Origin of the sequence: Bradyrhizobium sp. AZCC 2262 (assembly GCF_036924535.1) — a bacterium.
Taxonomy (GTDB): Bacteria; Pseudomonadota; Alphaproteobacteria; order Rhizobiales; family Xanthobacteraceae; genus Bradyrhizobium.
The window spans coordinates 7,536,418-7,554,190 of record NZ_JAZHRT010000001.1 but is presented as its reverse complement, the minus strand read 5'-3'; the positions used below and the strand labels follow the sequence as shown (position 1 = coordinate 7,554,190).

Below are 17,773 nucleotides of genomic sequence, written 5' to 3'. Positions count from 1 at the left end.
CCGGCGGAAGTGGCACACGGGGAGACGGCTTTGCTTCGGCAAGCGACAGCGGGTGTTGCACAAAACAGAGCGTCAACTACCGTGCATCATCGATAAATCACGCGGTATGGGTCCCTGCGTTCGCAGGGACGACATTGATCTTAACCGTGGACCACCGGGCCACCCACCTTCTTCCACGCGTCGATACCGCCTTCGATATGGGCGGTGTTGGCCAGCCCCGCATTCTTCGCGGCGGCCACCGCCATTGCCGAGCGTTCGCCGAAGGCGCAGAAGAACACCACGCGGCGGCCGGTGGCGGCGGCGACTTCGCGCAGCATGCCGCCTGCCTGCAGGCTTTCGTTGATGCCGGGGTAGGGCGCATGCAGCGCGCCCGAGATCGTGCCGTGCTTGGCGCGCTCGCTGGTCTCGCGCAAATCGACCAGCAGGATATCGGGCCGGCCGAGGCTCTTGATCGCATCAAGGGCGGAGAGCGCGAGCCCCTGCCTGGCAAGGTCTTCCTGATGCAAGCCGACATGCATGTTGGCGGGCACGGCGACGTCCATCATCTTCGGATTCGGCAGCTTCAGATTGGCCATCAGCTCGATATATTCGTCGACCGAGCGCACTTGAAGGCGCGGATTGTAACGCCGCTCCTCGCCGATGGTGGAGACGGTGTCGCCCTTGTAGTCATGGGCGGGGAACACCATGGTTTCATCCGGCAATTTCAGCAGCCGGTTGAAGATCGATTCGTACTGCGCGCGTGAAGATCCGTTCTGAAAGTCAGTGCGGCCGGTGCCGCGGATCAGAAGCGTGTCGCCGGTGAAGACGCGATCGCCCATCAAATAGCTGTAGGAATCGTCGGTGTGGCCGGGTGTGTACATGACGTCGAGGCTCAGGCCCTCGATCATCACCTTGTCGCCGTCGGACACCCGCATCGACACCACGTCGGCCTTGCTCTGCTCGCCCATGATGGTGATGCACTGGGTTCGGTCGCGCAGTTCGCCGAGACCCGTGACATGGTCGGCGTGCAGATGGGTGTCGACCGCCTTCACCAGCCGCAAGTCCAGTTCGCGCAGCAGCTGGCAGTAGCGATCGGCCTTCTCCAGCACGGGGTCGAGGATCAACGCTTCGCCGCCGGCACGGCTCGCCAGCAGGTAGCTGTAGGTGCCCGAAACGCTGTCGAAGAGTTGACGAAAGATCATGGCCGCTGCCGCGCTCTCAATCTGAGTCTCGCGCAGGATATTATTCTAGTTTGATGGTCTTCTCAAATAACTTTCATCTACAGGAAGTAACATTCTCGAAGGAATTTTACTCCTTGAGGCCGGACGTGGCCTCCCCCGTCATTGCGAGCGAAGCGAAGCAATCCATGCCGCATCGCAGGGATAATGGATTGCTTCGCTGCGCTCGCAATGACGGTGGCGGCCATCACGGCCGCACCAGCGTATATCCGTTCTCGGTCAGAAACAGAATCTGTGCGACGCCGACCTGAACCGGCGTTGCCGCCGCGATGAACTCCGGCCGCTTGCCGCTCTCGCGTTCGAGCGTGTCGACGGTGTTGAGGCAGATATCGAAACGCGCGCCCTGCGCCACCAGGCTCTCGACCATCTTGCGGTTCGGATTTTCCGGGCGCAGCAGCTCGATGCCGGGGCCGAACGCCACGACCTCGATCGCGACCTTGTCGGGATCGTAATGCTTCATCAGATTGCTGGTGACGCTGAGCACGAGGCCCTGTTTGCGCGGGTCGTTGTCGGAGAGCTGCAGCACGACTTTGTGCTCGGCAAACGGCTTGTCCTGCAGCGGTGCCTGCTGGGCGCGAGCGTCGGGCGCGGCGGCTGCGATCAGAAGCACCGCGATCGCAATGCGAATGATGGTCGAAAAACCGTTCATCCCTGTCCCGCAATGCCCGGATTGTCTTCCACGCCTTTCAGCGTCACACCCGGTGCGGCCCGGTTGGGCGGCTTGCCGGACCGGAGATGGCTTGCGACCACGTCCCATACCGGCGCGCCGGTCTGTTCGTTGACGGAGGCCCAGCCCGCCACCTTGTAACGCTTGCCGGCTTCCAGCGCGTGGCCGTTGTCGAGCTTGAGTTCGGAAATCCGCTTGCCCACGGTCTCGTTCGGACTGCAGGTGTAGGCGAGACCGCCGACGCGGACCATGTCGCCGCCCTGCTGGTAATAGGGATCGGTGTTGAAGAGATTGTCGCAGATGTCTTCCAGCACGTCCTTGATCTGGCCGCCGGTCATGGTCTGGATGTAGGTCTCCGGATAGGTGACGGCGGTCTGCGCCATCACGTCCTCCATCGTCAGCGGCTGGCCCGCCAGCGCAGTGGTGCCCCAGCGAAAGCCCGGCGACAGCGCGATCTCGGCATTCAGTTCGCCTCGCAGCGCGTCGCAGATCAATTGATCCATCGTGCCGCTGAAATTGCCACGTCGATAGAGCAGGCGGTCGGCGGATGCGATCTTTTCGTCCAGCGCCGCCGCATAAGGCGCGCGCATCTTGTCGATCAGCGCCTGCATCGCCGGATCGGGCTTCAGCAACTCCGAAAACACCGGCAGCAGCCGATAGCGCACATTGCTGACCTTGCCCTTGCCGACCTCGAGATCGAGCACCGCGAGAAATTTGCCGTTCGAGCCGGCATTGGTGACGAGCGTGACACCGCCCGGATTGGTCACGGCAACCGGCTGCGGCACGGCGTCGTGGGTATGGCCGCCGAGAATGACGTCGATGCCGGTGACGCGGCTTGCGAGCTTGAGGTCGACATCCATGCCGTTATGCGAGAGCAGGATGACGGCATCGACCTTGTCGGCGTTGCGATGGGTGTCGACCAGCTTTTGCAGTTCTTCTTCGCGGATGCCGAATTTCCAGTCCGGCGTAAAACGCTTCGGGTGCGCGATCGGCACATACGGAAACGCCTGCCCGATCACGGCGATGCGATGCCCGCCGATCTCCTTGATGACGGATGGCTTGAAGACGCGCCCCGAGGCCGGATCGAACGCCTTGGCGTCGTTGAAGGCAGCTTCCTCGGTGAGAAAGACGTTCTGCGCCAGGAATTCGCCCTTGAAGCGTTCGAGGTTGGCGCGCAGCGCCTTTTCGCCGTAGGTGAATTCCCAATGGCCGGTCATCGCCTCGATGCCGAGCAGGTTGGCCGCATCGACCATGTCGGCGCCCTGCAGCGTGTTGGCAAGGCCGGCGCCCTGCCAGAGGTCGCCGCCGTCGAGCAGCAACGCGCGCCCCGCGCCGGCCTCGCTGCGCATCCGGTCGACCAGCGTCTTCAGATGCGCAAACCCGCCGAGCTTGCCGAATCTCCCGGCGGCTTTTTCGAATTCAATGCAGGTGAAGGCATAGGCGTCGGCGCTGTCGGGCCGGATGCCAAAGCGGTCGAGGAAGGCGCGTCCGACCAGATGCGGCGGGTTGCCGCGCATCGAACCTATGCCGAGATTGACGCTCGGTTCGCGGAAAAACACCGGCCTGAGCTGCGCATGCACATCCGTGATGTGCAGGATGCGCGCATTGCCGAAACGTTCGAGATCGTAGACGCCGGCATTGTCCGCGCCGCGCACCAGCCGAGGCAGGCCGCCGGACAGGGCGGCGGCGCCCGCTAAGGTCAAGAAGTCGCGGCGGCGGATGGTCATGCGGGTCTCCGCGCGTCGTAACGGCTCTTAATTGTTGAGCATGATCTTGGCGGAAAACCGGTTTCCACTTTTCCGGATCATGCTCTAGCGAATTTCCATATCTTTCCAGCGGGTCTTCTCGCTGGTGGCCTGGAAGATCGACGCTTTGGCCAGCGCCTCGGCTTCCTTGGCCGAAGCGGTGGCCTTATCGAAATCGCCGGCATCAGCCGCCTTCTTCGCCGCCGCCAGCGTCGCCGCCGTGGTGGTCCATTGGTTGCGCAAGCTGCCGGCCTCCTTGTTGGCCGCTTCGGCCGCCGCGTAGGCCGCCTTGAAGTCGTCCTCGGAGCCAGCGGCCGTGGCGTATGTCGGGCCTGCGGCCAGCAGTACCAGAGACAACACCGATCTGAGCATTTTAATCCTCATGGCCGCGCTCCCGGACCCGAAATCGGTAGCCCGTTGCTGACGTAGGACAAATAATATTCGACGTTGCGATATTCATCGTCCTGCGGGCTGAACGGCACGCCGCGGATCTGGCTGTTGCAGGTGGTGAAGCGGCGGCTGGTGGTTCCCATGCCGCTCCACTCCGAGCGGTAGATCGGCATCGCGTTGAGGATGCCGAGCGCGGGCGCCAGGATTTCGGCGCGGATGCGCTCGCCCGGGCTCTGCACATGGCAGGTGGCGCAGGAGAAATTGAGCTGGCCGCGCCGCGTGTAGAAATATTCCTTGCCGTTCTCGTAGGCCGCGAGCGCGCGGGGGTCGTCCGGGATCTTGATGTCCATCGGCTTGCCGCGCGAGGTGAAGGCCATGTAGGCGGTCAGCGCCGCCATTTCGTCCCTGACGTAGGAATACGGCGCTTCGCCATTGGCCTCGCGGCAGCGGTTCAAGGCCAGCTCGAGCGTGATGACCTTGCCTTCCTTTTCGTCGAAGTAAGGATAGTTCTGGCGAACGCCGATGCCGCCGTTCGGGAAGCAGTCGGCATAGGTCTTGCCGTTCTTGAACGGCTTGGAAAACATTTCCTTGCCCATTTCGAGCGAGAACTCGTAAGGCGGGAATTGCTCCTTCTCCTGCCACTGGCGGTACAGGTCCTCGTTCATCGAATAGGGACCGTTGACGAAATCTTCCAGCTTCACCTTCGGGAATTTGTCGGTGAAGAATTTCCTGAACGCCTTGGCGTCGGCGACGGGATCGACCTTGTCGGCGGCATCAGAGGGCAGGCTGCCCGCCAGCGTCAACGCCGCGAGCGCAAGGGCGGCGGAGGCCAGATAGATCGCGGATCGCAGCTTCATTGGATCTTCGCCGTGGTGGTATCGGTCGCGCCCTTGTTGTCGACCCAGCTGATCTTCAGCTCGTCGCCCTTCTTGCCGCCCTTGAAGGCGAACTTGACGTAGGGGTCCTTGGAAACGCCGCCGCCCCAGTCGGCCGTGAACACGTTCTTGCCGTCATACTCGAAGGTGAGCTGCTGGATGAAATGCGCTGGAATGATCTCGCCCTTGGCGTCCTTGACGAAGCCGGAATCCATCGGATGCTGGATCAGCGCCTGCACCTCGGTGGTCTCGCCGCTTGCCGTAGCGCGGACACGAATGCTCGATGCCATCTGAAAACTCCCTCGTGTCTTAGCCGCCGCAACCGCCGACGGTGACTTTGACTTCCTTGTTGGCGCTGTAGAGTTTGCCGCCGGCTTCCACGACCACGATCACGTTGCTGGTTTTCGCCATCTTGATGCGGTTGGCAACGTTCGGAAGCGTGCCTGCGGGAATCTTGTAGGACGCCACCAGCACGACCGGATTTTCGCTGACCAGGAACGAGATCGAGGTCACGTCCGCCAGCGTCGTCGTCACCGATATCGGAACCACGGCGCCGTTCTCCGCGATTTCGGGCGCGTCCATCTTGACCTTGTCCGAAGGTTCCGCCGTCTTGCCGTAGAGCGCCTTGATCGCGTCGGCTTCGCTCTTCGCCTTGAATGCCTCTTCCGGATATTTGTCGTTGGCCGCGGCGAGCGCCGGCGTCAGGCCAAGTGGATTGCCGAGGCCCAAGAGCGCGACCGCGCCTGCACCCTGCAGGATCAGGCGCCGCGTGGCCGAAAATCCGACGTCAGTCATGTCCATTGTCTCCTAAAGCGTGCGTGCGCACGTCACAGCCTTGAATCTCTTGGTCTTGATCTCTCATTCTTGCGTCACAGCGTTTGCAGGAAATCCACCACCGCGTTGATTTCCTTTTCGGTCAGGATCCGGTTGCGTCCGAACGGAGGCATCATGGTCAGCGGATTGCGCAGGGTTTCGTCATTGAGAATGGCGACGAGATCCTCGCGCTTCGGATATTTGCTCTTGATGTCGACCAGCTCGGGCCCGATCGTGCCGGGCAGGTCGCCGCCCTTGATGACATGGCAGGTCAGGCAATTGCCCTTCGAACGGTCGAAGGCGAGCTTGCGGCCTTCGTCCACCGCAGACTGCGCCTGGGCGGTGCCAGCGGAAGCGAACGCGCCGATCACCAGCGCCAGCGCGAGCGCCGGGAGCCTTGCGGATTTCGTCGGGGAATGATCGGTCACAGGCGTTTCCGTAATTTCTATTTCGGTTGCATGGTGTCGAGCGGCCCGGTTGTGCGTGGCGTCAGGTTCCGCCCCTCCGCCGTCGACGATAGCCTGACATCGGCGGCGTTGGCGCAATTATTCATGCAGGGCTTGGCCATCGTATCGGGGCGCGGGTCGGTCCAGATGAAATTGTCGCGATTGCGCATTTTGACTTTCGGCAAACTGTTGCGATCGGCAACAAATTCGGAAGGAACGAGATCATTCAGGCTCAGAATATAGGCGGTCAAAGCATAAACGTCATCCGCTGACAACGTGTGCGGCGCGGGCATCGGCATGGCGCGGTTAATATAGTCCCAGAGGGTCGGGGCAAACGGCCAGTAGCTGCCGACCGTCGGCTCCGGGCGCTCGTCCCGGAGCGATCCGACGCCGCCCACCAGTTTGGGGAAGCGGCCTTCGCCTTCGCCGAAGGTTCCATGACAGGCGGCGCATTGCTCGGCGTAGACGTCGGCGCCCCTGTCGACCGTGCCCTTGCCCGGCGGGAGGCCTGCGCCGTCCTCGCCGCGCACGTCGATATCCCATCCGGCAATCTGCGCGGGCGTCGCCAAGCGGCCGTAACCGAACGAGCCAGGCTCTGCCGCGCCCGCGAGGCCTCCGGCCGCAAGCACCATGGCCAGGATCGGCAAGCAAAGCTTACGCGAGCTGCACATTGAAGACGCTTCCGTCTGATTTGACCTGCCAGGTCTGGATCGAATTGTTGTGATAGACCGAGTTCGAGCCGCGCTGCTTTCGCAGCTCCGCAATTGTCGGCTGCACGTAACCGGTCTCGTCGATGACGCGGGATGCAACCAGCGCCGGGCGGCCGTCCCAGCGCCAGGGCAGGGTGAACTTTGTGAGTGCCTTCGACAGCACCGGCTCGTGCAGCCGCGCGCTCTGCCAGCTGATCCCGCCATCCATGGAGACATCGACGCGTTTGACCTTGCCGTTGCCGGTCCACGCCAATCCCCTGATTTCATAGAGGCCGGGCCCATCGAGCGGCTTTTCCGGGCAGGGAAAGGTGATGACGGATTTGGCGTCGATCAGCCAGGTGAAGCCGCGCGAGGTGCCGTCTGGCATCAGGTCGGTGTATTTCGAGGTTTCCTCGCGCGAATGCCAGGGTTTGTCGCCGAGCTTGATCCGGCGCAGCCACTTGATGTTGACGTTGCCTTCCCAGCCCGGCACCACCAGCCGCAGCGGATAGCCCTGTTCGGGCCGCAGCGCCTCGCCGTTTTGCGCGTAGACCACGAGACAATCATCAAGGCATTTGTCGAGCGGCAGGCTGCGGTTCATATGCGCGCCATCGGCGCCCTCGACCATCGCCCACTTCGCTTCCTTCTTGACGCCGACCTCTTCCAGCAGCGTCGACAGTTTTACGCCGGTCCATTCAGCGCAACTGACCATGCCGTGGCTGAACTGCAGCGAGTTCATCTGCGCGGCGCGCCAGTTCATGCCGCCATTGGCCGGGCATTCGATGAAATGAATACGCATGGTCTGCGGGAAGCGCAGGATGTCCTTGATGGTGAGCAGCAGCGGGCGCTCGACCAGCCCGTGGATCATGAGTTTGTGCTGCGCCGGATCGATATCGGGCCGGCCTGCATGGTGGCGCTCGAAGAACAATCCATTGGGTGTGATGATGCCGTGAAGGTCCTGCAACGGCGAAAAGCTCACGGACGATTCCGCGCTGGCGGTGAGCCAGGGGACGTTGCGCCGGATCACGGAGGCTTCGGTATCTGCAGGCCGGCCATAGGGCCGATCGACCACGCCCGCGCCGATCGATTGCGACCAGGGGGCGTCGGCGGGAGGCGCCTCCGGCACGGGGTCGGCGATGGCGGATTTGCCGCCAAGGGCGAGGCTGCCGGTCAGTGCCGCGCCGAGGGCGTCGCCCCAAAGGCGCGTCCGCGCCGGCGGGATCGGAGGGAATAGCTTTGCTGCGTAACGGGTTATGCCGCACGTTTTCTTCCCCTCGCGGCCACATCGCCGCATCATTTCTTGTTTTTTTGAGCCGGTATCGGCATTTACTAATTTAGTCAATGCTAAAGAAAGGCCGGAACGCTAGGATGTGATGTGTGCTTCGCAGGCACGGAAAACCATCCCGGATTTGACGCTATGAGAGCAGTCGCTGCGGCAGCCAAAGAAACACAATCCGCCCCCGGCGCCGACGATGCGGCGGCGCTGAAGAAGCTGGCGAAGCAGGCCGGCGAAGCCGCGCAGCTCCTGAAAATGCTCGCCAATGAAAAGCGCCTGTTGATCCTCTGTTTTCTGGCGGTACGCGGCGAGATGACGGTCGGGGAACTCGTCGGCATCGTGAAACTGAGCCAGTCCGCATTGTCGCAGCATCTGGCGAAATTGCGCGCCGATGGCCTGGTCGAATTCCGGCGGACGTCGCAGACACTGCATTATCGGGTTGCCGACCCACGCGCATTGCGCTTGCTGCAGGTGCTGAAAGAGATTTATTGCGGCGAACTGAAGTGACGCCTCGGGCGTTGCAGACCTACAACGATTTTCAGGCGAGGCGGCAATGGCCGAATATGTGGTGGAATTCGGCAAGGATGGACGGCCGGTCGAACCGGACGGCCGGCTCGATGCGGCCGCATTCCACCGCAACCATGAACCGATCTGGGCGGTGCTGCAAAAATTCCTCGTCGGCAAATCCGGTGACGTGGTGGAGGCCGGCAGCGGCACCGGCCAGCATGTCGTGCATTTTGCAAAACGTGCGCCCGGCATCACTTGGTGGCCGAGCGATCTCAACGTGCGGCACCTGAAGAGCATCGAAGCGTGGCGCGCGCATGCCGCCCTGCCGAACATCCGTCCGCCGTTGCGGATCGATCTCACCGATCCCGCCTGGTGTGCGGCGATGCAGGACGGCAGCGGGCCGGCCGAATTGCTGGCGGTGTTCTGCGCCAATGTGATTCATATCGCGCCGTGGCGCGTCGCCGAGGGCCTGTTCGCCGGCGCGGGCCGCTATCTGCGCAGCGACGGGCGCCTGTTTCTCTACGGCCCGTTCAAGCGCGACGGCAAGCACACCGCGATGAGCAATGCCGTGTTCGACACCAGCCTGCGCGAGCAGGATGCCGAATGGGGCGTGCGCGATGTCGCCGATCTCGAGAATCTCGCAGCCGGCGTGGGTCTCGCGCTGGTCGAAACCGTGCAGATGCCCGCCAACAATCTTATCCTCGCGTTCGGGCGCCGATAGCAAAACACTACGCGGCGTTATCCGCCCAGCCGATCCTGTTCCTCAGGAATGTGTAGCCGAGCGCGATGAATCCGGCGCGCTCGCGGTTGTCCTTGCCGTAGCCGTGACCGCCGGCTGCCGGCTCGTAAAACCAGGCTTCGTATCCCATCGCTTGCAGCTTGGCCGCCATCTTGCGGGCGTGGCCGGGATGCACGCGGTCGTCGCGGCGCGTCGTGGCGATCAGGATCGGCGGGTAGTTCTGGCCCGGTATTGCGGCGTGATACGCGGAATAGGTTTTCAGCCAGTCCCACTCTTCGGGCTTGTCGGGATCGCCATATTCCGCAATCCAGCTCGCGCCCGCGAGCAGCTTTGTGTAGCGGCGCATGTCGATCAGGGGAATCGTGCAGAACAGCGCGCCGAATCTTTCGGGGTAACGCACCAGCATGTTGGTGATCAGGATGCCGCCGTTCGATCCGCCTTCGGCGGCAATTCTGTTGGCGCGCGTCACGCCGCGTTTGACGAGGTCGGCGGCCACGGCCGCGAAATCATCATGCGCGAGCCGCTTTCCGGAATAACGGCCGGCATCATGCCAGCGCGTACCGAACTCGCCGCCGCCGCGGATATTGGCCTGCACCGTGGTGCCGCCGCGCTCCAGCCACAGCTTGCCGAGTGCGGAATTATAATATGGCTTCACCGCGGCGCCGAAGCCGCCATAGGCGCTCATATAGAGCGGTGCATCGCCGGTCTCGGTGGCGGGACCGGTCTGCACATAGGGAATGCGCTCGCCGTCCACCGAAATCGCCTCATGGCGGGTGACTACGAGACCATTGGCGGAAAAGGTCTTCGGCGCCTGCTTCAGGATAGCGGGGCTGGCTGTGCCTTCGATCAGCAGCAGCGAAGGCGGCGTCACCGGATCCTGCACATTGGCGAGCAGGTCGCCGTTGCTCTCGGCTTCGTGACGGTCGAGGCGCCAGACATCGACCACGCCGATTTCGGGAAGGCCCTGCAGTTGCGCGCGCGTCCAGCCGCTTGCCGACGGCGTGCAGATTTCGAACACCGGGCGCAACTCGTCGAGAACAGACAATATGAGTTTGCCGGCGGTCCAGAAAAAGCCCTGTAGCGCCCGCCGCGGCCGCGGCTCGAAAACAATGGTGAAGTTCCGGTCGCCTGCCAGGAAGGCCGAGAGCGCGATGCCCAGCACGCAGTCCGGCGCATAGGTCTTGCCGGCTACCGTCCAGGCTTCACGCAGTTTCACGACCAGCCAGTCCTGATGGGCTTCCATCCAGATGTTGGTCGGCAGGTCGAGCTTTGTGTGCGGACCGGCCTCGGTGCCGAGCCAGATACTCAGGTTGAAGAAGTCGATCCGATCGATGAACCACATCCGCTGCGTGGGCCCGGTGTCATCAACGCTGCAGTATGCGGCCATCCGATCGGCCGGCACTTCGAACAGCACCGGTGCGGCTTCCACGGGCTCGCTGCGGCGCCACCGCCGGACCGTTCGCGCATAGCCGGAATTTGTCGCCATGCCCTCGCCAAGGGCGCTCGAAATCAGGAGCGTGTCGCGGTCGACCCATTCGGCACCGCTCTTGGCTTCCGGTAAACTGAATCCGCCTCCGACGAAGGCTTTGGCATCCAGATCGAATTCCCGCAGCGTCACCGCGTCGCTGCCGCCCCGGGAAAGGGCTGTGATCACGCGCGAGTTTCCCGGCAGCGGCTGCGCCCAGTTGAGCAGCCAATCCTTGTCCTCTTCCGTGGCGAGGCGATCGATGTCCAGCAGCGTCTCCCAGGCAGGCTCCGCTTTGCGAAACTCCGCAAGCGTTGTTCGCCGCCAGATGCCGCGCGGATTTTTGGCGTCCTTCCAGTGATTGTAGACGAGCCCGCCTTGGCGGGTGACGTAGGGAATATTGTCGCTTCGGTCATAGATCGCCTTAAGCGTGTCACGGTCCTTCTCGAATGGCCGGCCGCCGAAGGTTTCCAGTGTCAGCCGGCTTTGCCAGTCGACGAAATCAAGCGCACGTTCGCCTTCGATTTCCTCGAGCCAGAGATACGGATCATCGTCGGGCGCGGCGATGGTCGGCCTGTCGTCGATTGGCATGGTTTGCGCTCCGGGAAGGCTCACGGCACATACAGCCGGCCCTGATTACGCGTCTGCCCGCGGGCTGTCCAATGTGCGCACGGCTATCTCGCTTGCGACCGCGCCGCTTTGGTCGGCACGCTGCCTGGGCGTTTCCGCACCTTAGTTATAGGCGAGGCACCATCCCGGTCCGCGAAGCCAGCAGCGCTCGTCGGGAACGTCCTGGTCTCGGTACAGCCGTGTAACCTTTTGCCAGCCGCCACCGGCAAAGGCTTCGGCAAGCGCCCGTTCGGACGCCTCGTCGCGGCTGCCGGCGCAGGGAAAGATCGCAACGGGCGAGATCCAGTATGCGAGATAATCGGCGCCTCTTCGCTCAATGCGGAACACCGCGCCCGCGCTCGCCATGCGCGCCGGCGCGATACCGCCAAATCCCTGATCCGACGTCATCGGCATGATCAGGCGGCCGCCATCGGCAAGGCCGTCGAGCCAGCGCGTGGCAGGCCGCGTGCAGCCGGCATTGACATAGATGACGTCGGCGGCATCGAACAGCACCTGCGTGCCGTCGCCCTCGATCACGGCGACATTTCCGTACCGAGCGAGGCTGGCTTCGGCCCGTGCGGCGAGAGCCCCATCATACTCGATTGCCGTCACCCGGCCCGACGGTCCGACGAGATGCGCGAGAATGGCGGTGTAATAGCCGGTGCCCGTCCCAACATGCACCACGTGTTCGCCTGCGGCGGGCGAGGCCTGGTGAATGAGATGTGCGTGCAACGACGGTTGCCCGTTGTTGAGGCCACGCTCGGGCACGAGCGCGACCAGATCGTCGGTATAGAGATAGACGGGATCGGCATCGGGCGTCGAAACATAGTTATGGAGCCACCGCCGCACCAGCCACGGCCCGGGGCCCAGAAAATCCTCGCGGGGAATGACCGCAAACGCCTGCGTGACGCGCGCATCCGCCACGTTGGCAGCGGCAAGGACCTGCTTGGCGTAGGCCGCACGGATGATACGGAGCTCGGCTTGCGCGTCCATTTTGCTCTCCATCTCGGGCTATGCTATATTCGATGTGTGATTTGACACACTAACCTGTGTGTTAAATAGCATAATAGTCGTGGGGAGGCCAGATTGAAGAAGCGGCTCTATCCGGCAGTGCTGGAGCGTGGTCGGCGCGGGGCGCTCGGCGCGTGGTTCCCCGATTTTCCGGGCTGCGTGGCTGGCGGGCGATCGCAGGAGGAGGCGATAGAGCGAGCGGAGGATGCGCTGGCGCGAGCGCTGGACGGAATCGCAGAGCAGGGCATGCCGCTGCCGGAGCCGACGCCGATCGAGCAGATCGCGCTGCCCAAGGGCGCCGACGTCGTCGCCTATTTCATTGTCGGGGTCGATCCACCCGATCCGTCCGAACGGGTGAACGTCTATTTGCCGAAGAGCCTGATCGCGAGGATCGACAAGCGCGCCGCGGAGTTCGGCATGAGCCGCTCCAGCTTCTTCGGCTTCGCCGCCACGATTGCGCTGGATTGGAGCCCAGGTTTCCCGCATGCCGGCGCGGATCCTCGCTCGAAGGTCCACAAGACCGGCGCGGTGCGAGCCGAAAGGAGGTCGGACAAGAAGCGGCCGTGAAAGGGCATTTTCGTGCGGCGGATTGACGAAGCGTGATCTGCGGTCCACGCGTGCGGGTGTGTTGCGCTGGTCTGGCTTTCGGTCCAAGAACTTTCGGTCCAAGAAGCATTTCCCGCGACAGGTGCTTGCGCCCCTCGCATGGCGTACGCCCGTTTGCGCCGGTTGATCGCGTCCCCTGGCATCTTCATAGTGCCCCGCAATGAATCAATGAGGCTCCCTGCCCGGGGCCCGCCGGGCGGGAATGCCGATGCTGGATGCGACAGCCACCGTAGAGCTAACCGATGACGCCCGTGCGCGTGGCAATGTGCTGCGGCTCGCCGCGGCGCAGGCGCTGACCGGCGACAATTCGGCTGTCATTTTCGCCACCGGCTCGATCGTCGGCGCGACGCTGGCGCCGAACATCTCGCTCGCCACCGTGCCGCTCTCGATGTATGTGCTCGGGCTTGCCGCCGGCACGCTGCCGACAGGGGCGATCTCGCGCGCCTATGGCCGCCGCGCGGCTTTCATCATCGGTACGTTCTGCGGCGTGCTGACCGGCGCGCTCGCCGCCATCGCCGTCCTGTACGCCTCGTTCTGGCTGTTCTGCGGCGCGACGTTTCTCGGCGGTCTCTACGGCGCGGTGGCGCAGTCCTATCGTTTTGCCGCCGCCGACGGCGCCAGCACAGCATTCCGGCCGAAGGCCGTGTCGTGGGTGATGGCGGGCGGCGTGTTCGCCGGCGTGCTCGGCCCGCAGCTCGTGCAGTGGACGATGGATATCTGGCCGCCTTATTTGTTTTCGTTCAGCTTCGTGGTGCAGGCCTTCGTCGCGCTGGTGGCGATGGCGGTGCTGTGGGGCGTCGATGCGCCAAAGCCCGCACCATCGGATCTGCATGGCGGCCGGCCGCTGTGGACGGTCGCGCGGCAGCCGCGCTTCATCGCCGCCGCGCTGTGCGGGGTGATTGCGTACCCCATGATGAACCTTGTGATGACCTCCGCGCCGCTCGCCATGAAAATGTGCGGGCTGACCGTCAGCGATTCCAATTTCGGCATTCAGTGGCACATCGTGGCGATGTACGGGCCGAGCTTCTTCACGGGATCGCTGATCGCGCGCTTCGGCGCGCCCAGGATCGTGGCGCTCGGCCTGCTGCTGGAGGCCGCGGCGGCGGGGATCGGCCTTTCCGGCATCACCGCGATTCACTTTTGGGCGACGCTGATTGTGCTCGGGGTGGGGTGGAACTTTGCCTTTATCGGCGCGTCCGCGCTGGTGCTGGAGACGCACCGGCCGCAGGAACGAAACAAGGTGCAGGCCTTCAACGATTTCCTGGTGTTCGGGATGATGGCGCTCGGCTCGTTCTCGTCGGGCCAGCTGCTGGCGCATTACGGCTGGTCGATGGTAAATATGGTGGTGTTTCCGCCGGTGCTGCTCGGTCTTGCGGTGCTGTCGTTTGCGTCGTTCGCAAAACGCCGGGCGAAGCTGCAGGCGGTCGACGAGATTCCCGACCCGAGTATCTGATCTTCAATCTGTTTTCCTGGAGGCTCCATGCCGACGCGCGCCCGTCTCGATGAGTTCATTGCTGCCGTCGTCTCCGGCGACCATGCCGGAGCGATCGAGCGTTTCTATACCGAGGACGCCAGCATGCAGGAGAACGCGGCTGCGCCACGGGTCGGCCGCGACGTCCTGGTGGCGCATGAGCGCGCGGTGCTGGAACGCGTGAAGAGCGTGACGTCGACCTGCGTCGCCTCGGTCGTCGAGGGTGATCGCGTCGCGATCAACTGGGTGTTTGAGTTCGTCTACAAATCCGGCAAGACCGACCGGTTCGACGAAGTCGCGCTGCAGGAATGGCGCGGCGACAGGGTGTTTCGCGAGCGGTTCTTTTACGACCCGTCGAAACCGGCTGACTAGAGCTCGGCTCTGATTGAATCAGAGCCGCGCTCTAGCTTCATGTTTGACGCGTTTTCTTTACGCGAACCGGGATCCACTTCGCTCGAAAACGCGATAGCTGCCATCTGCTGACAGTTCGACCCGCGTCGAATTGATGACACTTGTAGCTTTGTTCGCTGTTACCGACATGTGCCGGGCAAGTTCGGCAACGACAACACAGTGACAAAGAGATATCTCTTGGACGCTCTCAACTATACCCCTCTGGACGAAGCTTCGATCCGCTACGACGGCTGGCGCATCGTGGCCGTCTGTTTCCTGCTGGCGACCTTCGGTTGGGCGTTCGGCTTCTATGGCCAGAGCGTCTATGTCGCCGAGTTGCAGCGGTTGCACGGCTGGCCGGCGTCGCTGATCTCTTCGGGCACGACGTTCTTCTACTTGTCGGGCGCGGCGCTGGTCGCCTTTGTCAGCGAGGCGATCAAGGGGTTCGGGCCCCGGAACTGCATGATCGCGGGCGTCTGCACGATGGCTTTGGCCGCGATCTCGATTGGGCAGGTCCGCGAGCCCTGGCAGCTCTATCTCGCCAATGCGATGCTCGCCTTCGGCTGGGCTGGCACCAGTCTCGGCATGATCACCAACACGCTTGGCCTCTGGTTCGACAAAAAGCGCGGCATGGCGATCAGCCTGGCGCTGAACGGCGCGAGCTTTGGCGGCATCGCCGGTGTGCCCTTGATGGTCATGGCGATCGGCTATTTCGGCTTCTCCGGCGCGATGATCGCCTCAGCCGTGGTAATGGTCGCAGTGATGGTTCCGGTGATTCTCCTGTCGGTCGGACGGCCGCCGGTTCATTCGAGCGGAGGCGCCGTCGAAGCCGCGGACGCGCCGTCGCCGACGCAGATCCGGGCACGCGCCTTTCGCGATATCGGGTTCCTCTCGGTGTCGGCGGCGTTCGCGCTGGTGCTGTTCGCGCAGGTCGGCTTCATCGTCCACCTGATCTCGTTTCTGGATTCGGTGATCGGGCGACAGCAGGCGGCGATTGCGGTGGCGCTGTTGACCGCGATGGCGGTGGTCGGCCGCGTGCTGTTTTCATTCGTGATCGACCGGCTCAACCAGCGGCTGGCGTCCTCGCTCTCCTTCGTCAGCCAGGCGATCGCGCTGCTCATCGTCATCAACGTGCATCATGATTACGCGCTGATCGCCGCCTGCGCGTTGTTCGGATTTTCAGTCGGCAATCTGATCACGCTGCCGGCGCTGATCGTGCAGCGCGAGTTCGACCCGCGCTCATTCGGTGTGCTCGTTAGTTTGATAACGGCGATCAACCAGATCACCTACGCATTCGGCCCCGGCGTGGTCGGGTTGCTGCGCGATCTCTCGGGAAGCTACACGCTGCCGTTCTATGGCTGCATCGCGGTGGAGCTGACCGCGGCCGTGCTGGTCATGATCAGGGGACGCGGAAAGAAAGCGTAGCCCGGATGAAGCGAAGCGCAATCCGGGAACCGTCCGTCCGGCGTGCACTGGCCCCGGATTGCGCTTCGCTCCATCCGGGCTACGGGATTACGCTTCCCGCTGCCGCAGCAGATCCTCCAGATCCAGTCGTTTCGTGAACATCGCCAGCGATCCATCCGGCGCGCGCGGCCATTCTTCCTGCGGCCGGTCACGGTAGAGCTCGACGCCGTTCTGGTCGGGATCGCGCAAATAGAGCGCCTCGCTGACGCCGTGGTCGCTGGCGCCATCAAGCTCGATGCCGGCCTCGATCACGCGATACAGCGCATCCGCCAGCGCCGGGCGAGTGGGATAAAGAATGGCGGTGTGAAACAGCCCGGTGGTCCCCGGCGGCGGTGGTTGGCCACCTTTGCTTTCCCAGGTGTTGAGGCCGATGTGATGGTGATAGCCGCCGGCCGAAATGAATGCGGCACCGGAGCCCATCCGCTGCATCACCTCGAAGCCGAGCACGCCGCAATAAAACCCCAGCGCGCGTTCGAGGTCGGCGACCTTGAGATGGACATGCCCGATCCGGGTGCCGGCAATGATGGGTGGGTTCTGGGGCATATTTTCTCCGTTTGCGATGCTTCTTACCTCGCCCCGCTTGCGGGGAGAGGTCGAACTTTACGCGAAGCGGAAAGTTCGGGTGAGGGGGTACAGGTCTATCGTGAGATCACAATTCGCGGAGAGAGCCCCTCACCCCAACCCTCTCCCCGCAAGAGCGGGGCGAGGGAGCTTAGAGGTTCACGCCAAGTCCGACACTTCTCCATCCGGCAGTCCGAATTCAAACGTGTTCAGCGTCATCGACACCATGGTGTAGTAACCGCACAGCCCGATCACCTCGACAATCCCGCGCTCGGTGAGCACCTTCACGGCCTCATCGTACAGCGGCTGCGAGACGCCTTTGCCTTCATGCAGCGATTTGGCGAGATCGTAGATCATCTTGCCCTTGGGGTCATCGAAAGTCGGCGTACGGCGATCCCTTATGTCTTCGATGACCTTGGGATCCATGCCGCCTTTCAGCGCCAGGCGCTTATGCGCGAACCATTCGTAATGCGAGGTCCAGTGCCGCGCGGTGACGAGGATCGCGATCTCGGAGAGCTTTGCGGGAAAGATCGTGTTGAAACGAAGCTGCTCGCCAAGCCGCGTGGCGTGCCGCGCCATGTCCGGGCTGTTGAGCCAGGCCATCATCGGCGCCGGCGGGGCGCCGCGCTTGCCCGATATCGCCTCGACGTAGGTTTCTTTTTGTTCGGCGCTCATTTCGCCAGGCGAAAGCAATTTCAGCCGCATGCCCGTTTCCTCTTGTTTTTCAATCGTTACCGCCTTGCGCATACACCCGATCGGGCACAGTGACCACTGCCGGCGCGGCATGGGCTGACGCTAGACATATGTTGAATTCCGCAATGCGGCGACTAAG

Annotated in this window: 20 protein-coding genes; 6 read left to right on the top strand and 14 right to left on the bottom strand. The window is 63.2% G+C overall.

The annotated features are described in order from the left end of the window. Positions 1-140: 140 nt before the first annotated feature. The 10 genes from V1283_RS35510 to soxC all read right to left on the bottom strand — a co-directional run bounded on the left by V1283_RS35510 (position 141) and on the right by soxC (position 8,139). Positions 141-1,181 (bottom strand): MBL fold metallo-hydrolase, encoded by a 1,041-nt coding sequence (locus V1283_RS35510; RefSeq protein WP_334391249.1) that lies wholly within the window; start codon positions 1,179-1,181, stop codon positions 141-143. A gap of 223 nt (positions 1,182-1,404) precedes the next feature. Continuing rightward, positions 1,405-1,866 (bottom strand): DsrE family protein, encoded by a 462-nt coding sequence (locus V1283_RS35505; RefSeq protein WP_334391247.1) that lies wholly within the window; start codon positions 1,864-1,866, stop codon positions 1,405-1,407. Then, on the bottom strand, positions 1,863-3,611 hold the full coding sequence (soxB, locus tag V1283_RS35500; protein WP_334391246.1) for a thiosulfohydrolase SoxB: 1,749 nt from the start codon (positions 3,609-3,611) through the stop codon (positions 1,863-1,865). Before soxB ends, V1283_RS35505 begins: the two co-directional genes overlap by 4 nt. An 84-nt stretch (positions 3,612-3,695) precedes the next feature. Continuing rightward, positions 3,696-4,001: a hypothetical protein gene (locus tag V1283_RS35495; RefSeq protein ID WP_334393296.1), complete on the bottom strand. Its 306-nt coding sequence runs from the start codon at positions 3,999-4,001 to the stop codon at positions 3,696-3,698. 8 nt (positions 4,002-4,009) lie between these two features. Continuing rightward, a complete protein-coding gene (gene soxA / locus V1283_RS35490; RefSeq protein ID WP_334391245.1) occupies positions 4,010-4,876 on the bottom strand; it encodes a sulfur oxidation c-type cytochrome SoxA in 867 nt (288 codons plus the stop codon). Next, complete coding sequence (soxZ, locus tag V1283_RS35485) at positions 4,873-5,184, bottom strand: thiosulfate oxidation carrier complex protein SoxZ (RefSeq protein WP_334391243.1); 312 nt, start codon at positions 5,182-5,184, stop codon at positions 4,873-4,875. Before soxZ ends, soxA begins: the two co-directional genes overlap by 4 nt. Positions 5,185-5,203: 19 nt before the next feature. Further along, complete coding sequence (gene soxY / locus V1283_RS35480) at positions 5,204-5,689, bottom strand: thiosulfate oxidation carrier protein SoxY (protein WP_334391242.1); 486 nt, start codon at positions 5,687-5,689, stop codon at positions 5,204-5,206. 74 nt (positions 5,690-5,763) lie between these two features. After that, positions 5,764-6,087 carry a sulfur oxidation c-type cytochrome SoxX gene (soxX, locus tag V1283_RS35475; protein ID WP_334393295.1) on the bottom strand — a complete coding sequence of 108 codons (324 nt, stop codon included), beginning with the start codon at positions 6,085-6,087 and terminating at the stop codon, positions 5,764-5,766. A gap of 65 nt (positions 6,088-6,152) precedes the next feature. After that, entirely contained in the window at positions 6,153-6,824 is a 672-nt protein-coding gene (locus tag V1283_RS35470) for a c-type cytochrome (protein WP_442895804.1), read from the bottom strand. Beyond that, positions 6,808-8,139, bottom strand: coding sequence for a sulfite dehydrogenase (gene soxC, locus V1283_RS35465; RefSeq protein WP_334391241.1), 1,332 nt, complete (start codon positions 8,137-8,139; stop codon positions 6,808-6,810). The genes V1283_RS35470 and soxC overlap by 17 nt, the downstream gene beginning before the upstream one ends. Before the next feature lie 120 nt (positions 8,140-8,259). On the opposite strand from soxC, the gene V1283_RS35460 reads away from it, so the two are divergent. Then, positions 8,260-8,625: an ArsR/SmtB family transcription factor gene (locus V1283_RS35460; protein ID WP_334391240.1), complete on the top strand. Its 366-nt coding sequence runs from the start codon at positions 8,260-8,262 to the stop codon at positions 8,623-8,625. Between the two features lie 46 nt (positions 8,626-8,671). Further along, on the top strand, positions 8,672-9,346 hold the full coding sequence (locus V1283_RS35455) for a DUF938 domain-containing protein (RefSeq protein WP_334391239.1): 675 nt from the start codon (positions 8,672-8,674) through the stop codon (positions 9,344-9,346). Between the two features lie 7 nt (positions 9,347-9,353). Here the strand turns inward: V1283_RS35455 and V1283_RS35450 are convergent, their stop codons facing one another. Together V1283_RS35450 and V1283_RS35445 are read right to left on the bottom strand one after the other, a co-directional pair. Continuing rightward, a complete protein-coding gene (locus V1283_RS35450) occupies positions 9,354-11,420 on the bottom strand; it encodes a prolyl oligopeptidase family serine peptidase (protein WP_334391238.1) in 2,067 nt (688 codons plus the stop codon). Positions 11,421-11,561: 141 nt separating this feature from the next. Next, positions 11,562-12,431 (bottom strand): protein-L-isoaspartate O-methyltransferase family protein, encoded by an 870-nt coding sequence (locus tag V1283_RS35445; RefSeq protein WP_334391237.1) that lies wholly within the window; start codon positions 12,429-12,431, stop codon positions 11,562-11,564. Positions 12,432-12,524: 93 nt separating this feature from the next. On the opposite strand from V1283_RS35445, the gene V1283_RS35440 reads away from it, so the two are divergent. The 4 genes from V1283_RS35440 to V1283_RS35425 all read left to right on the top strand — a co-directional run bounded on the left by V1283_RS35440 (position 12,525) and on the right by V1283_RS35425 (position 16,341). Further along, complete coding sequence (locus V1283_RS35440; protein ID WP_334391236.1) at positions 12,525-13,016, top strand: type II toxin-antitoxin system HicB family antitoxin; 492 nt, start codon at positions 12,525-12,527, stop codon at positions 13,014-13,016. Positions 13,017-13,263: 247 nt separating this feature from the next. Continuing rightward, entirely contained in the window at positions 13,264-14,508 is a 1,245-nt protein-coding gene (locus tag V1283_RS35435) for an MFS transporter (RefSeq protein ID WP_334391235.1), read from the top strand. 27 nt (positions 14,509-14,535) lie between these two features. Further along, on the top strand, positions 14,536-14,898 hold the full coding sequence (locus V1283_RS35430) for a nuclear transport factor 2 family protein (RefSeq protein ID WP_334391234.1): 363 nt from the start codon (positions 14,536-14,538) through the stop codon (positions 14,896-14,898). Between the two features lie 216 nt (positions 14,899-15,114). Further along, complete coding sequence (locus V1283_RS35425) at positions 15,115-16,341, top strand: MFS transporter (RefSeq protein WP_334391233.1); 1,227 nt, start codon at positions 15,115-15,117, stop codon at positions 16,339-16,341. 87 nt (positions 16,342-16,428) lie between these two features. Here the strand turns inward: V1283_RS35425 and V1283_RS35420 are convergent, their stop codons facing one another. Further along, positions 16,429-16,923, bottom strand: a complete 495-nt coding sequence (locus V1283_RS35420) for a VOC family protein (protein WP_334391232.1) — start codon at positions 16,921-16,923, stop codon at positions 16,429-16,431. Between the two features lie 177 nt (positions 16,924-17,100). Further along, positions 17,101-17,646: a carboxymuconolactone decarboxylase family protein gene (locus V1283_RS35415; protein WP_334391231.1), complete on the bottom strand. Its 546-nt coding sequence runs from the start codon at positions 17,644-17,646 to the stop codon at positions 17,101-17,103. Positions 17,647-17,773 lie beyond the last annotated feature (127 nt).